15 protein-coding genes are annotated in these 13,672 nt (G+C 64.6%); 8 read left to right on the top strand and 7 right to left on the bottom strand.

Annotated features, from left to right (window positions below):
* Position 1: 1 nt before the first annotated feature.
* Both V6M89_RS06225 and V6M89_RS06220 read right to left on the bottom strand, forming a co-directional pair.
* Positions 2-592: an OmpA family protein gene (locus tag V6M89_RS06225; RefSeq protein WP_332852388.1), complete on the bottom strand. Its 591-nt coding sequence runs from the start codon at positions 590-592 to the stop codon at positions 2-4.
* Between the two features lie 3 nt (positions 593-595).
* On the bottom strand, positions 596-1,048 hold the full coding sequence (locus V6M89_RS06220) for a FecR family protein (RefSeq protein ID WP_332852387.1): 453 nt from the start codon (positions 1,046-1,048) through the stop codon (positions 596-598).
* A 40-nt stretch (positions 1,049-1,088) separates the two neighbouring features.
* On the opposite strand from V6M89_RS06220, the gene V6M89_RS06215 reads away from it, so the two are divergent.
* Positions 1,089-1,508 carry an ATP-binding protein gene (locus V6M89_RS06215; protein WP_332852386.1) on the top strand — a complete coding sequence of 140 codons (420 nt, stop codon included), beginning with the start codon at positions 1,089-1,091 and terminating at the stop codon, positions 1,506-1,508.
* A gap of 29 nt (positions 1,509-1,537) precedes the next feature.
* On the top strand, positions 1,538-2,179 hold the full coding sequence (locus V6M89_RS06210) for an FABP family protein (protein WP_332852385.1): 642 nt from the start codon (positions 1,538-1,540) through the stop codon (positions 2,177-2,179).
* A gap of 87 nt (positions 2,180-2,266) precedes the next feature.
* Here V6M89_RS06210 and V6M89_RS06205 read toward each other — a convergent pair whose 3' ends face one another.
* A complete protein-coding gene (locus V6M89_RS06205) occupies positions 2,267-4,633 on the bottom strand; it encodes a diguanylate cyclase domain-containing protein (RefSeq protein ID WP_332852384.1) in 2,367 nt (788 codons plus the stop codon).
* A 101-nt stretch (positions 4,634-4,734) separates the two neighbouring features.
* Here V6M89_RS06205 and V6M89_RS06200 point away from each other — a divergent pair, with 101 nt between their 5' ends.
* Positions 4,735-5,385 carry an HAD family hydrolase gene (locus V6M89_RS06200; RefSeq protein ID WP_332852383.1) on the top strand — a complete coding sequence of 217 codons (651 nt, stop codon included), beginning with the start codon at positions 4,735-4,737 and terminating at the stop codon, positions 5,383-5,385.
* Between the two features lie 5 nt (positions 5,386-5,390).
* Here the strand turns inward: V6M89_RS06200 and V6M89_RS06195 are convergent, their stop codons facing one another.
* Positions 5,391-6,647: a methyl-accepting chemotaxis protein gene (locus tag V6M89_RS06195; RefSeq protein ID WP_442881953.1), complete on the bottom strand. Its 1,257-nt coding sequence runs from the start codon at positions 6,645-6,647 to the stop codon at positions 5,391-5,393.
* A 183-nt stretch (positions 6,648-6,830) separates the two neighbouring features.
* Here V6M89_RS06195 and V6M89_RS06190 point away from each other — a divergent pair, with 183 nt between their 5' ends.
* Entirely contained in the window at positions 6,831-7,064 is a 234-nt protein-coding gene (locus V6M89_RS06190; RefSeq protein WP_332852382.1) for a hypothetical protein, read from the top strand.
* Between the two features lie 148 nt (positions 7,065-7,212).
* Here the strand turns inward: V6M89_RS06190 and V6M89_RS06185 are convergent, their stop codons facing one another.
* A complete protein-coding gene (locus V6M89_RS06185) occupies positions 7,213-7,842 on the bottom strand; it encodes a LysE family translocator (protein WP_332852381.1) in 630 nt (209 codons plus the stop codon).
* 85 nt (positions 7,843-7,927) lie between these two features.
* Between V6M89_RS06185 and V6M89_RS06180 the strand changes: the two genes are divergently transcribed.
* Genes V6M89_RS06180 through V6M89_RS06165 form a run of 4 tightly spaced genes read left to right on the top strand, consistent with a single transcriptional unit; the run spans position 7,928 to position 11,734 of the window.
* Positions 7,928-8,890 carry a helix-turn-helix transcriptional regulator gene (locus tag V6M89_RS06180; RefSeq protein ID WP_332852380.1) on the top strand — a complete coding sequence of 321 codons (963 nt, stop codon included), beginning with the start codon at positions 7,928-7,930 and terminating at the stop codon, positions 8,888-8,890.
* 32 nt (positions 8,891-8,922) lie between these two features.
* Positions 8,923-9,711 (top strand): DNA/RNA non-specific endonuclease, encoded by a 789-nt coding sequence (locus V6M89_RS06175; protein WP_332852379.1) that lies wholly within the window; start codon positions 8,923-8,925, stop codon positions 9,709-9,711.
* Positions 9,708-9,956 carry a hypothetical protein gene (locus V6M89_RS06170; protein WP_332852378.1) on the top strand — a complete coding sequence of 83 codons (249 nt, stop codon included), beginning with the start codon at positions 9,708-9,710 and terminating at the stop codon, positions 9,954-9,956. The genes V6M89_RS06175 and V6M89_RS06170 overlap by 4 nt, the downstream gene beginning before the upstream one ends.
* Before the next feature lie 53 nt (positions 9,957-10,009).
* The gene (locus tag V6M89_RS06165) at positions 10,010-11,734 is read left to right on the top strand and encodes a DUF4214 domain-containing protein (RefSeq protein ID WP_332852377.1); all 1,725 of its coding nucleotides are present in this window, start codon (positions 10,010-10,012) and stop codon (positions 11,732-11,734) included.
* On the opposite strand, the gene V6M89_RS06160 is transcribed toward V6M89_RS06165, so the two are convergent.
* Positions 11,731-12,717 (bottom strand): sensor domain-containing diguanylate cyclase, encoded by a 987-nt coding sequence (locus V6M89_RS06160; protein WP_332852376.1) that lies wholly within the window; start codon positions 12,715-12,717, stop codon positions 11,731-11,733. The genes V6M89_RS06165 and V6M89_RS06160 overlap by 4 nt on opposite strands.
* Before the next feature lie 24 nt (positions 12,718-12,741).
* The gene (locus tag V6M89_RS06155) at positions 12,742-13,563 is read right to left on the bottom strand and encodes a sensor histidine kinase (RefSeq protein WP_332852375.1); all 822 of its coding nucleotides are present in this window, start codon (positions 13,561-13,563) and stop codon (positions 12,742-12,744) included.
* Positions 13,564-13,672: the final 109 nt, after the last annotated feature.

Here is a 13,672-nt window from a genome sequence, read left to right as displayed (position 1 = left end):
ATCAGCGCACGCGGATTTCGACGCGGCGGTTGCGCGGCTCGTCCACGCCGTCGGCGGTAGGCACCAGCGGCTCACGTTCGCCGCGTCCCTGCACGGCGATGCGGTCGGCGTCGATGCCCACTTCCACCAGTATGCGCTTGACGGTGGCCGCGCGCCGCAGCGACAGCTGGTCGTTGTAATCCTGCTTGGCGACGGTGTCGGTATGGCCGATGACGATGATCTCGGGAGCGGGACGCGATGTCAGTTGCGCCTTGATGTCCGCCAGCCGCGCCGCCGATTCCGGCACCAGTGTGTCGGTGTCGGTGACGAAGTACAGCGTGAACACCGCGGCCCGTTGTGGCATCGCGGTCAGCGTGCTTGCATAGCGGTTGCCGACTTCGGTGCCGTTGCTGGCGCTGACGGTGGCGCCCTTGCTGTCGATCGCAGCGGTCTGGTAGGGTTGGTCGAGCACCGTATCGACGCCGGCGGTGGTGATGATCACCGCGCTGGCCTTGCCGTCCTGGCTGGGGAGTAGCGTGACTTGCTCGGTCGGGCCGCGTTGTTGTTGCGAGACGGCGGCCAGCAGGCAGACGATCCAGATCAGCATGCCCATGCTTTACTCTCCATCTTTGACATCGATGACGAATTCGGTGCCGCGCACTCCCAGGATGGAAGTCGGGGTGCGGAACTGCACCGCGCCCGGCGATTGCTTGGAGAGCTTGCCGGAGATGACGCCCAGCGTGCCGCGCTTGACGGTGGCATTCAACACGCCTTCGTGCGAGGTCGGATCGAAAGCGTATTTTTCAAGCCACACATTGCTGTTCGGGCCCACGGCCAGCAGCGTCTCGTCGCGCAGCGTGATGCCGACGCTGCCATCGGCGCCGGTGACCACGCGGTCGCTGGCCATCAGCGCGGCACCTGCGGTGGCAGGGGTCTGTTTGCCGGCGTGCTCTATGGAGGCCGCGCCCTTGGTGGTCTTGACCATGCCCGCCGGTTGTTCGGCGGCGCAGGCGCCGCCCATCGCGAGGACGGCGGCCACTGTGGCAAGGGCGGCTTTTAAGTTGTGCATGATTCTTCTCCTGAGATGAGCATTCCGATAATATGCTCGAATGGACAGAAAAGAAACCGGTATTGCGCACCTGTTGCGGTTTCCGGCGCGGCTGGATGCGGTCGCCGGCGCGATGTCGTTTGCCGCGATGGCGCTGCAACAGACCGGCCTTGGGCCTGGCGTGGTCGCGCGCGCCGAACTGATACTGGAGGAGCTGCTGCGCAACAGCATCCTGCATGGCCACGGCGGCGACAGCGCCCATTCGGTGTGGGTCGGCGTGGATGGCGCGCTCCTGGTGTACGAGGATGAAGCGCCGGCCTTCAATCCGCTCGCGCAAGGCCCGCCGGCGCCCGATCCGGCGCGGTCCATCGAGGAGCAGGGAGTGGGCGGCGTCGGGCTGCTGCTGATACGCCAGTTGGGAAGCGCGGTGGCCTATCGCTATCATGAAGGACGCAACCGCATCGAGATCGCCTTACAATAGTGGCTATCACCAACCACCAGGATTTATGCATGAGCGAGTTTTCCAGCGATATCTATACCGAGCCAACCCCGATCGACATCAACACCCTGAACAACCTCGGCCCGCTGGCGCCGATGGCGGGTATCTGGAAGGGCGAACGCGGCCTCGATATCAAGCCGAAAGCGGACGGTCCGCGCAAGCAGGCCTACGTCGAGCGCATCGAGTTGTATCCCATCGATCCGGTCACCAATGGTCCGCAGCTGTTCTACGGCCTGCGCTACCTGATCATCATCAACAAGCCTGGCCAGGCCAAGACCTACCACGAGCAGGTTGGCTACTGGTTGTGGGAGCCGGCCACCAGCACAGTGATCCAGACGCTGGGCATCCCGCGCGGCCAGATCGCCATGGCGTCGGCCGTGGTGGCGCCGGACGCGAAGGAATTTGAACTGGTGGCGCGGCTGGAGTCCGATACCTACGGCATCCGTTCCAACCCATTCCTGGAATACGGCTTCAAGACCGTCGAGTACCGCATCAAGGTCACCATCAACGACGACGGCAGCTGGGGCTACGAGGAAGATACCGTGATGATGATACGCGGCCAGGAAGAACCGTTCCACCACGTCGACCGCAACCTGTTGTTCAAGGTGTCCGAGCCGCTGCCGAATCCACAGGCGAGCGGCATCGCTGCCTGATATAGCTCGTCATTCCCGCGCAGGCGGGAATCCATACTTCGCCACCGACCACGCGAAGTATGGGTTCCCGCTTTCGCGGGAATGACGTCAGTCGGCGAGCGCGTAGCCGTCGCGGCCATTGCGCTTGGCCGCGTACAGCGCGCAGTCGGCGCGGGCCACCAGTTCGGCTGGGGTTTCGGCATCGCGCGCGTGCAGCGCGATGCCGATGCTGGTGGTGATCAGCATCGGCTTGCCGGCGACGTCGAACGGCCGCCGCACCGATTCGATGATCTTGGCCGCCAGCCGCGCGCACTCGCCGGGACCGTCCACCTGTTCGAACACGATCACGAATTCATCCCCCGCCAGGCGCGCCACCGTATCCGAGGCGCGCACATTGCCCACCAGCCGCGAAGCGAACTCCTTCAAGACGGCATCGCCGGCGCCGTGGCCCAATGTGTCATTGATGCCCTTGAAGTGGTCGATGTCCAGGTAGGCCAGCGCCAGCGGCCGGCGATTGCGCTTGGACCGCACCACCGCCAGTTGCAGGATCTCTTCGAACATCAGGCGGTTGGCGATGCCGGTCAAGGAGTCGATGCGGGCCAGCTGCGTCAGGCGCTCTTCGATTTCCTTCATGCGCGTGGTGTCGTGCGTCAGCGAGTAGATGCCGACCACCGTGCCATCGGCTGCGAGCTCCGGCACGAAGGTGGTTTCCAGCGTGTGCAGGCTGCCGTCGATCTGCGCTTTGAGTTCGTAGGTCACGTTCTGGCCGTGATAGGCCTGCTCCAGGTGCGCCTCCGCGTGCTCGTAGTGGTCGCGGCCTATGCCGTCGACCAGGTGGCGTCCTATCAGCTTGCCCGGCTCCACGCCGAACCACTGGAAGAAGGTGGCGTTGAGGAATTGGATGCGGCGTTTGTCGTCCAGGTAGCAGATCAACACCGGCAGGTTATCGGTCAGGAGTTTCAGACGTTTTTCGCTGGCGGCCTGGCGCAGTTCTGCGCTCTTGCGTTCGGTGATGTCGACCGCCATCAGGTAGACGCCGGCGACGCTGCCGTCGGCGGCGATGTCCGGTATCAGGTCGCCCATCACCTGCTGCGGCAGGCCATCCTTGCGGCCTTCGCGCTCGTAGTGCATACGGTCGCCGCGCATCGCCGCATCGTGGAACGGCGCGATCGAGGCGACGAAATCCTTGCCCAGCACTTCGGACATGGTCCTGCCTATCATCGCCTGCGGATCGAGGCCCAGCATGGTGCGGAAGTATTCGTTGGTGAAGTGGTAGCGGTTGTCGCGGTCGATGTAGGCGACGATGGCGGGGATGCTGTCGGCGATCATGCGCAGGCGCTTTTCGCTGGCGGCGATCAGCGCTTCGCTGTCGCGTATCGCTTCCTGCGCCTGTTCGCGCTCCGCCATCAGCTCGTGGAAGGCGCTGCTTAATTCGCCGATTTCGTCGCGGCGGCGCCGTTGCAGCACGCCGATGCTGACGTCGCCGCTGCGGATGTCGCTGATGTTGCGGCGCAGTCGGCCCAGGGGCTTGAGCAGGGTCTGGATCGCCAGCCACGCCATCAGGCCGGCCAGCGCGGCGAAGGCGCCCGCCGCCAGCATCGCGTGGCGGCGCATTTCGATCATCGGCGCGAACGCCTCGTCGACCGGGAAGCGGGCGCCGATGATCCAGTTGGTCGTGGACAGGTGCTTGTACGAGTAGATGCCTTCGCTGCCGTCCTTGTTGGTTGCCTCGGTCCAGCCCTCGAAGCCTTGCAGCGCCATTTCGGTGGCGCGGTTGTAGCCGGGCCGAGTATTGATGTGCTCCAGCAGCCGCTTGGGATTGGGGTGGTGCAGCAGGATGCCGCCGGTGGTCATGATGAACACGTAGCCGGTCTTGCCCGGCTTCTGCTCGGCGATCTGCGCCAGGAAATCGGAGTTGATCAGGTCGATGCTGCCGCCCAGCAGCATCACCGCCTTGCCCTGGGCGTCCAGCACCGGATGAATGATCATGATGGCGGGACGGCCGGACAGGATGCTCTTGAACGGCGGCGACACCACCACGCGGCCGCCGGCCAGCACCTTTTGCATGTAGACGCGCGGCCGTTCGTCCAGCGCCAGCACGGCGGCGCCTTCGCCCTCGGTGTGTATCAGCACGCCGTTGCGGTTGAAGATATGCAGGTTGAGGAACTCCTTGCGCACGGCCGGATGGCGGGCGACGAAGGCGCTCATGCGCTCGGGGTCTTGTCCGGCATCGGGCGGCATGGCGTCGGCCAGGCTGGCCAGCAGGGCTTTCTTAGCGGTGATCTGGGCGTCCACCTGCGCGGCGGCGGAGGACAGCAGGGCGTATTGCTGGTTGCCGATCACGCTTTTCATATCGCGTTCGGCCAGCACCAGCGCTACCCAGGTGACGATGACTGTGGCAACCAGCACCAGCATGACGACCACCGCCGTCATGCGGAATTTGAGGCTGCGTGGCAGCAGTGCTAAACCGGCCATGTTGCTCTGTTTTTAGTATGTTGAACGGAGTATTACATACCCGGCCGTGCAAGGCCAGCGGGTACAATGCCGACTGTGACGATTTACACGGGACAGTGACGATGCTGCGGGCGATTTTGTGGGATAACGATGGCGTGCTGGTGGACACCGAACGCCTGTTTTACGAGGCGAACCGGGAGCTGTTCCTGCCGCTTGGGCTGGAGCTGAGCGAGCAGCACTTCTTCGACTGGTACCTGGCCGACAACTGCGGCGCGTGGCACCTGCTCGATCCCCAGGTGGACGAAGCCGGGATGGACGCCTGGCGCAGCGAGCGCAATCGCCGCTATGCCGCCACGCTGGCTTCCGAACACATACCCGCCATAGAAGGCGTGGGCGCCGTGCTGGCCAGCCTGTCGCCGCGCCTGCGCATGGGCGTGGTCACCAGTTCCAATCGCGAGCATTTCGAGATCATCCACCAGCGCCTGGATCTGCTGCCGCATTTTGAATTCGTGCTGACGCATGAATCCTACGCGACCAGCAAGCCGTCGCCGGAGCCTTACCTGCTGGGCCTTGAGCGGCTGGACATGCCGGCCAGCGACTGCCTGGTGGTGGAAGACTCGCCGCGCGGCCTGCAAGCTGCGACGGCGGCCGGCATCCGCTGCATCATCCTGCGCAACGCGCTCACGCGCGGCCATGACTTCCCCGGCGCCTGGCGCGTGGTCGACACCATGCCGCAACTGCTGGCCGAGATCGAGCTGCTGATCGCCGCCTAGCGGGCCTACGCGCGGCGCGCCTGCGGCGCTTCCAGCTCGGCGAAGTGCTCCGACGGATGCGCGTCGGCGCGGCGCGCCGCCTTGAGTGGCTTGATGCTGGCGCTCTTTCTTGCAGCGCCATCGCCACTGAGCTTGAACACGCCCACCGCGCCTTGCAGGTGCGCGGCCTGCTCGCGCATGGTGGCCGCGGCCGCCGAGGCTTGCTCCACCAGCGCGGCGTTCTGCTGCGTGGTCTGGTCCATTTCAACGATGGCGCCGTTGATGTGTTCAATGCCGGATAGCTGCTCCTGGCTGGCGGCCGCGATGTCGCTCATGATGTCGGTGACGCGGCGCACGCTGGCGACGATCTCGGTCATCGTCACGCCGGCCTGGTCGACCAGCCGCGCGCCGGCATCGACCTGGTCGACCGAATCGCCGATCAGGCCTTTGATTTCACGCGCCGCTGCGGCGGAGCGCTGCGCCAGGCTGCGCACTTCGCTGGCCACCACGGCAAAGCCGCGTCCCTGTTCGCCGGCGCGCGCCGCTTCGACTGCGGCGTTCAGCGCCAGGATATTGGTCTGGAAGGCGATGCCGTCGATGACGGCGATGATGTCGACGATCTTGCGCGCGGAGGTGTTGATCGAGGCCATGGTCTCCACCACCTGCGCCACCACCGCGCCGCCCTGGCCGGCGACGGCGGAGGCCGACACCGCCAGCTGGTTGGCCTGCTGGGCATTGGCGGCGTTCTGCTTGACGGTGGAAGTGAGCTCCTCCATCGACGAGGCGGTTTCTTCCAGAGAACCGGCCTGGCGCTCGGTGCGCTCCGACAGGTCCATATTGCCGGCGGCGATTTCGGCCGACGCGGTGCTGATGGCCTCGGTACCGCCGCGCACTTCGGAAACGATGCCGATCAGGCTGGCGTTCATTTCCTTCAGCGCGGCCGACAACTGGCCGATCTCGTCGCGCGAGCGGATTTCGATGTTGGAGCTGAGGTCGCCGCCAGCCACGGTGCGCGCCACCCGCACCGCATGGCGGATCGGGCCGACGATGCCGCGCGTGATGAACCAGGCGGTGAACAGGCTCATCACGCCGCCGGCCAGGCCGAGGGCGATCATCAGCGTGCTGTAGAACGAGGCGATCTGCTGGGCGTTGCCGGCAGCGTGCTCCAGGCTGGTGGCGCGCAGGCCCAGCGTGCCCACCGCGACCACCACGGCGAGCATCAGCGTTGTTAGTGAAAAGGCAATTGTCAGGCGGTGGCCTATCTTGATATCGGCTATCTTCATGTCTCGTGTTTTTTTATGTTTGTAATGATATTTGTAAAACCCGGTATTTGCTCCGGGGAACGGAAAGTGTATCAGCGAACGGTCGTGCGAATCTATAACTTTTAGCAATATTCCGCTGCCGTGCGACGACAGTGTTGCGCTTTCGGTAGCATGGTCCTGCAAACCAGAGTGAAGGAGCCGATCATGCCTAAAGGAGCGAGTCCCAAGCGCGAGCGCGAGTACAAGGAACTGGAGCACAAGTTCGAGGAGGAAGGCCGCTATCCGGGCCGCGAGGAGGAGGTGGCGGCCCGCATCGTCAACAAGCAGCGGGCCGAGGCCGGCGAGACCAAGGACAGCAAGCCGCCGGCTCCCCGTGGCGGCACCGGGCACCGGCGCGCCAATACCACGCGGACCGCGCGCCGCAACAAGCCGTCTTGACCATAACTTCTACCCATTTACGGCAAAACGATGTAAAATAGTAAGCAGAGTTGTCGCTATTGAAATAAAACTGAGCCTCTGGTAGGGCGGATGTTTGGAAGGGCTGGAACCGTCGAGGTTCCGGCCCTTTTTGCATTCAGGCCCAGGCTTAGGCCCAGGCCTGGCTGGCGCTGAGCACGGCGGTCAGTATCAGCAGCGCGCCCATGATGCGGGCGACGACCGTGGCGGCTGCCGGATGGCTGGCGAACCAGCCGCTGGCGCCGCTGGCGGCGTAGGCCAAGGCGCCGTAGACCCCCAGCTGGGTCAGCGCGGTGATGCCGCCCAGCACACCGGACTGCACCCACAGCGGCCCCTGGCCCGGCTTGAGGAATTGCGGGAAGATCGCCAGCATGAAGATGTAGGCCTTGGGGTTGAGCAGGCTGGTGGTCAGCGCGCGGCGGAAGATGACGGCATCGGCCATCGCTTCGGCCCCCGGCGTCGGGTGGAAGATGCTGTCGCTGCGCAGCAGGCTGTAGCCCATCCAGGCGATGTAGACCGCACCCGCCAGCAGCATGATCTTGAACAGCGGCGGCCAGCATTGCAGCACCACCGCCACGCCCAAGGCGCCCATGCACAGGTGGCAGAAGCCGCCGGCGATGATGCCACCCACCGCCGCCATTCCCGAGCGGCGCCCACCCAGCATCGAACTGCCCATGACGAAGGCCATGTCCAGGCCGGGCAGGGCAACCACCCCGAATACCACGACAAAATACAGGCCCAGGTTGGCGGTTTGACTCATGTCTTGCTCCTTTGTTGGTGTGTTTGCACCAGTCTAGTGATTAAATAGGACGGATTTGGCCCTATAAATCTGCTATCTTTGCGGCATGTACCATCCAACCACCCGCGTGCTGGCAGTGCTGGAGCTGCTGCAAACCCATGGCCGCCTGAGCGGCGCCGACCTGGCCAGCCGGCTGGGCGTCGACGGCCGCACCTTGCGCCGCTACATCGTCATGCTGGAGGATATCGGCATACCGATCACGGCCGAGCGCGGCCGCCACGGCGGTTATGCGCTGATGCCCGGCTTTAAGCTGCCGCCCATGATGTTCACCGACGACGAGGCGCTGGCCTTGTCGCTGGGCTTGCTGGCGGCGCGCGGACTGGGGCTGGCCGAGGCGGCGCCGGCGGTTGCCAGCGCGCAGGCCAAGCTGGGGCGCATCATGCCGGACGGCTTGCGGCAGCGCGTGGACGCCATCGACGAGACGGTGCGGCTGGATTTGCGCTCCATCGCCGAGTCGTCCGCGGTGCCGCAGGATAATGCGGCGCTGACCGCGCTCAGCCTGGCCGCCAAGTCGCGCCGGCGCGTGCATCTGCACTACCGCGCCGGCGGCGTCGACAGCGAACGCGATGTGGATACCTACGGCCTGGTGTACTACGGCGGCTTCTGGTACGCCGTCGGCCATTGCTATTTGCGCGCCGGCATCCGCACCTTCCGCCTGGACCGCGTGCTGCAGGTGGCGCCGGCGTGTGGCAATTTCCAGCTGCCGGCCGGTTTCGACGCGCTCGAGCATCTGCGGCAGTCGGTGGCTTCGCTGCCGCGCAAGTTCGCCGCCACGATCTTGCTGGAGACCGACCTGGCCAGCGCGCGCCGCGCCTTCATCGACACCATCGGCCTGTTCGAGCAAACGGCGGACGGCATCGTGCTGCATAACCAGTCCGACGAACTGGGCTGGCTGGCGCGGCAGCTGGCGGCGGCGCCGTTCCCGTTCACGGTGCTGGAGCCGGCCGCCTTGCGCGACGAGCTGCACACCGTTGCCGAGCGCTTGTTGCGGGCGGCCAAGCTCCGCTAGAATGCCGCCACGACAAATTATCCGAAGGAACTATGCACTTGATTCAACGATCGGTCGCTGCGGCGGCGCTCGCTTGCGGGCTGTTGGGCGCCAGCCTGGCCTGGGCCGGCAACTGTCCCGCGCATTATGTCGATGGCCGCCTGCCGGAAATCCGTAACGCCAAGATGACCGCCGCCACCACCGAGCTGTGCTACGGCGTGTTCGGCGTCATGCATTCGGGGATCACGCGCACGCCGCTGTGGTCGGCCGAGCACCTGACCGCCGACAACATCGATGCCGCCAAGACCCTGTCGCGCGAGAACTCCTTCCATACCGAACAGCAGTTGCCCGCCAGCCTGCGCGCCGAGCTGTCTGACTACGCCCGCAGCGGCTACGATCGCGGCCACATGGCGCCGAACGGCGATATGCCGGACCGCGAGACCCAGCACGAAAGCTTCACGCTGGCGAACATGGTGCCGCAGGACGCGGATAATAACCGTCACGTCTGGGCCGGCATCGAAGGCGCCGTGCGCAAGCTGGCGCAGAAGGAGGGCGACCTGTACGTGATCACCGGCCCGGCCTTCATCGGCGGCAATTTGCAGAAGGCCGGCAATGTGCTGGTGCCCAGCCATTTGTACAAGCTGGTGTACAGCCCGCGCCAGCGCGCGGGGGCTGCGTTCTTTATCGAAAACCGCGCCGATGCGGAATATGAAACACTGAGCGTGGCGCAGCTGGAGGCGCGGGTCGGCATCAACCTGCTGCCGTCGCTGCCGGCGAACCAGAAAGAGACGATGTTGCGCCTGCCGAAGATCAAACCACGTAAATCCCGGAGCCTGTCATGAGTAAATTTGTACCCTACGCCAATGAATCGGACGTATTGAACATCGGCCAGCTGTCGATCGAGAACCGGCTGGACCGCATCACCCTCAACGGCGATGTCGACCTGACAGCCGACCAGGCCGGGCTGGCCGACGCCCGCGCGCTGCATGCCTTGTTGGGCGACGTGGTGGCGCGGCTGGAGGCGCAGAAATTGCCCGCCAAGTTGCCGCCGGCCCCACGTGTAACGGTGCCGAATCCCTTTGACTAGGTGGGTACCGGTGATACTATGATGCAATCGTAATACTTCGCCTCGGCTACATCATGACTTTCTTCACGACAGGTAATAATTCGATTGACGCGCTGGTCTACAGCAGCTGGGCCAACAGTCCCGGCAAGGCCATTTCATTGAGCTATAGCTTCATGAATGCGGCGCCGAGCGACGGCAGCGCCGACGACGTCAACGGTTTTGCGCCAATGTCGACCCTGCAGCAAGTGGCGGTGCGCACGGCGCTGGCGAGTTGGGCGGCTGTCGCCAATATCAAATTCACCGAAGTGTTTTCGGGCGGGGATATTCAGCTGGGGACCAACAACCAGGGCAACCAGAGCAGTGGCTATGCGTATCTGCCGAACGGTAGCGATCCCACCTATCTGTTCACTAACAATGCCGACAGCAACAATAGCGTCCTGACACCAGGCAGCTTCGGCCCGTCGGTGCTGATTCATGAGCTGGGTCATACGCTGGGCTTGAAACATCCGGGCAACTACAACTCCACCGGTGGCGATATCGACGGGCCATTCTTGCCGGCGGCGACGGACAACCTGGATTACAGCCAGATGTCCTACAACACCGGCTCCGGCTACCAGTTGAATCATCAGTACGGCATTACCCCTGCGCTCTACGATATCCAGGCGATGCAGTATCTGTACGGCGCCAACATGACTTACCATACCGGCAACGACAGCTACAGCTTTGTGCAAAGCTCGCCATTGCAGTGCATCTGGGATGCGGGTGGCGCGGATACGTTCAATTTCGCCGGCTGCACCGGCGCCGTGACCATCAACCTCAACGCCGGCAGCTTCAGTTCGACCGCGCCCGGTTATAACAATATCTCGATCGCCTACAACGTGACGATCGAAGGGGCGGTTGCCGGCTCGGGCGGTTCGACGATTTATGCCAATGGCAGCGGCAATGTGATTACCGGCGGCGCCGGCGCGGACGTCGTCTACGAAGGCGCCGGCAGCGATACGATCGCCGGCAGCGGCGGCAGGGACACGGTGGTGTTTTCGGGTGCGTACGCGCATTACACCCTGTCCGGGAATGCCGCGGCCCTGGTGGTGAGCGGCGACGGCACGGACCGGCTGAGTGGCGTGGAAGTGTTGCAGTTCAGCGATAGAACCATTGATTTGTCCAACGGCGGCCAGTTTTTAAACGGCAGCGCCGCAAACGACAAGCTGGTTGCCGGCGCTGGCAACGACGTCATCAACGGCGGCGCGGGCAGCGATAGCGTCAACTATACTGGGACCCACAGCAACTACACGGTCGTGGCCAGTGGCAACGATTTTATCGTGACCGATAACACCGGTTCGGGCGGACAGGATACCTTGACCGGCGTCGAGCGGCTTTACTTTGACAGCGGCAACGCGATCGGACTGGATATCGGCCGCTACCAGGTTGGCGGCGAAGCATATCGCTTATACCAGGCGGCATTCCATCGGGCGCCGGACGCCGGCGGCCTGGGCTTCTGGATCAAGGCGCTCGATGTCGGCTACACGCTGACCCAGGTGGCGGGCTACTTCATGGCCAGCGAGGAGTTCATTCGCACTTACGGCGCCAGCCTGACCGATACGGAATTCGTCAACCAGGTGTATCGCAACGTGCTGGACCGCGAGCCGGACGCCGGCGGCGCGCAGTTCTACGTGCATAACATCGCCATCGGCGCGGCGTCGCGGGCGGCGGTGTTGGCCGACATTTCCGAATCGCCGGAGAATGTCGCCCATGTGGTCGGGTCCATCGTCAACGGCTTCGAATACCTGGTTAATCCCTAGGGCTGTTCCGGCAGGCTGATGCGGTTGCGGCCCATGTGCTTGGCGCGGTACAGCGCCGAGTCGGCCGTGGCCACCAGCTGGCTGGGGTCGCTGCCCGGCGCCGCCAGCGCGGTGGCCGCGCCTATGCTCACCGTCACCACATGTTGCGCGCTGCCCAGGTTGGGCAGGTGCAGCTGCTCGACCCTGCAACGGATGCGTTCGGCCACGATGGCCGCGCCTTTCAGCGATTGGTTGGGCAGGATCACGGCGAACTCCTCGCCGCCGTAGCGCGCCACCAGGTCGTTGGCGCGCATTTCGCTCGACACCGCACAGGCAATTCTTTGCAGGCATTCGTCACCGCCCAGGTGGCCGTAGGCGTCGTTGTACTGCTTGAAGTTGTCGACGTCGACCATCAGCAGCGACAGTGGCTGCTGCTGGCGTAGCGCGCGTTGCCACTCGGCTTGCAGGGTGTCGTCGAAGCAGCGGCGATTGGCCAGGCCGGTCAGGCCGTCGCGCGTGGCCAGCTGCTCCAGCGCCACTTGCGCGCGCTTCTCGTCGGTGACGTCGCGCAGCGTTTCGGCGACCGCCACCAGCTTGCCGTCGGCGTCCAGGATGGGGCTGGCGTCCGCCGCCAGGTAGCGCCGCCGTCCCACGCGCGGCATATCGCACCAGTTTTCCGCGCGCAGGCCGCTGTCGTTGTCGTTGCGCCGGGCGTGCTGGTGGTACAGGGTCTGGACGTCGGCGTCGCGGCCCTGGATCACCAGGTCGGCCAGCGTCGGCCTCTGCTCGTGGTAGAAGCTCTTCCAGTGGTCGGCGGTGCCCAGCACTTCCCAGGCGTCGACGCCGGTCAGGCGCTCGCAGGCGCGGTTCCAGATGATGACCTTGCCGTGGATGTCGATCACGAAGGTCGGGATGACCAGCAATTCCATCAGTTTCAGCGCGAAGCCGTGTTGCATATCGGCTTGCGGGTACTCCATCAGGTGCTGGATTTTTTGAGTGGGCATGGGTGGTCCCCGTTGTCGGTTTGTTTATTGAAGCGGGAAAGACATGGTCAGCGCCGTACCGTGGCCGGGCTGGCTCGAGATATCGAAACGGCCGCCGGCCTCGGCCACGCGCTGGGCGATGCCGCGCAGGCCGCAGCCGCGCCGGGCCGGCGGGTCGGGCAGGCCGACGCCGTTGTCGCGCACTGTCAGGCTCAGGCTGTCGGCAACCCGGAACAGGCCGATGCACACTTCGGACGCCTGGGCGTGGCGTGCAATATTGCTCAGCGATTCTTGCAGGATGCGGAACACCACGGCGTCCATCAGGTCGTCGGCGGGGATGCTGAAGGCGGCGGGCTCGGCCTCCAGGCGGCAGGGTATGCCGCTGAGCCGCGAAAATTGTTCCACCTGTTGCTGGACCGCGCCTTGCAGGCCGCTTTCCAGCTGTTCCGGCTGTAAATCGCGCACAATGGTGCGCAGGGCGCGGGTGGCCGCTTGCAGCCTGGCCTCGACCTGGGCCAGCGGCTCGGCCAGGTTTTCGTGGCGCTGTGCCAGGTCGGCGATGTCGAAAGATATGGCCAGCAGATGTTGGCCCATGTCGTCGTGCAGGTCGCGGGCGATGCGGCGGCGCTCGGCGTCGCGCAGCGACTGCTGGCTGGCGCTGAGGCGCGACACTTGCAGGCGGGTATCGCCCAGCGCCTGTTCGGCCAGCTCGCGGCGGCCGCGCTCTTCGTCCAGCTTGCTTTCCAGCCGGACCCGGGTGTTGTGCAGGCGCCGCTGCCGCCACAGCAGCAACAGGGCTATGCCGGCAAGCACGACGGCGCCGGCAATGATGACATCGATTTCCAGCAACGGTTGAGCGTAGCGCATGATAGATCTTCCCCAGTTAGCGTCCACCAGACCAACATATCGTGGTTGCTGTGCGGTAGCATTGTGAAATGTCAACTTCCACCGGCATAGACCGAAAAGTGTAGCGTAA

It is taken from the genome of Duganella sp. S19_KUP01_CR8, from assembly GCF_036688705.1.
Lineage (GTDB): Bacteria > Pseudomonadota > Gammaproteobacteria > Burkholderiales > Burkholderiaceae_D > Rugamonas.
This window is presented reverse-complemented; position numbering and strand designations above follow the sequence as displayed.

Coding starts and splice junctions, on each gene's coding strand:
- V6M89_RS06225 (WP_332852388.1), bottom strand. CDS start 592: ATGGGCATGCTGATCTGGATCGTCTGCCTGCTGGCCGCCGTCTCGCAA.
- V6M89_RS06170 (WP_332852378.1), top strand. CDS start 9,708: ATGAGTAAATTTGTACCCTACGCCAATGAATCGGACGTATTGAACATC.
- V6M89_RS06215 (WP_332852386.1), top strand. CDS start 1,089: ATGGACAGAAAAGAAACCGGTATTGCGCACCTGTTGCGGTTTCCGGCG.
- V6M89_RS06205 (WP_332852384.1), bottom strand. CDS start 4,633: ATGGCCGGTTTAGCACTGCTGCCACGCAGCCTCAAATTCCGCATGACG.
- V6M89_RS06165 (WP_332852377.1), top strand. CDS start 10,010: ATGACTTTCTTCACGACAGGTAATAATTCGATTGACGCGCTGGTCTAC.
- V6M89_RS06195 (WP_442881953.1), bottom strand. CDS start 6,647: ATGAAGATAGCCGATATCAAGATAGGCCACCGCCTGACAATTGCCTTT.
- V6M89_RS06200 (WP_332852383.1), top strand. CDS start 4,735: ATGCTGCGGGCGATTTTGTGGGATAACGATGGCGTGCTGGTGGACACC.
- V6M89_RS06175 (WP_332852379.1), top strand. CDS start 8,923: ATGCACTTGATTCAACGATCGGTCGCTGCGGCGGCGCTCGCTTGCGGG.
- V6M89_RS06180 (WP_332852380.1), top strand. CDS start 7,928: ATGTACCATCCAACCACCCGCGTGCTGGCAGTGCTGGAGCTGCTGCAA.
- V6M89_RS06155 (WP_332852375.1), bottom strand. CDS start 13,563: ATGCGCTACGCTCAACCGTTGCTGGAAATCGATGTCATCATTGCCGGC.
- V6M89_RS06210 (WP_332852385.1), top strand. CDS start 1,538: ATGAGCGAGTTTTCCAGCGATATCTATACCGAGCCAACCCCGATCGAC.
- V6M89_RS06190 (WP_332852382.1), top strand. CDS start 6,831: ATGCCTAAAGGAGCGAGTCCCAAGCGCGAGCGCGAGTACAAGGAACTG.
- V6M89_RS06185 (WP_332852381.1), bottom strand. CDS start 7,842: ATGAGTCAAACCGCCAACCTGGGCCTGTATTTTGTCGTGGTATTCGGG.
- V6M89_RS06220 (WP_332852387.1), bottom strand. CDS start 1,048: ATGCACAACTTAAAAGCCGCCCTTGCCACAGTGGCCGCCGTCCTCGCG.
- V6M89_RS06160 (WP_332852376.1), bottom strand. CDS start 12,717: ATGCCCACTCAAAAAATCCAGCACCTGATGGAGTACCCGCAAGCCGAT.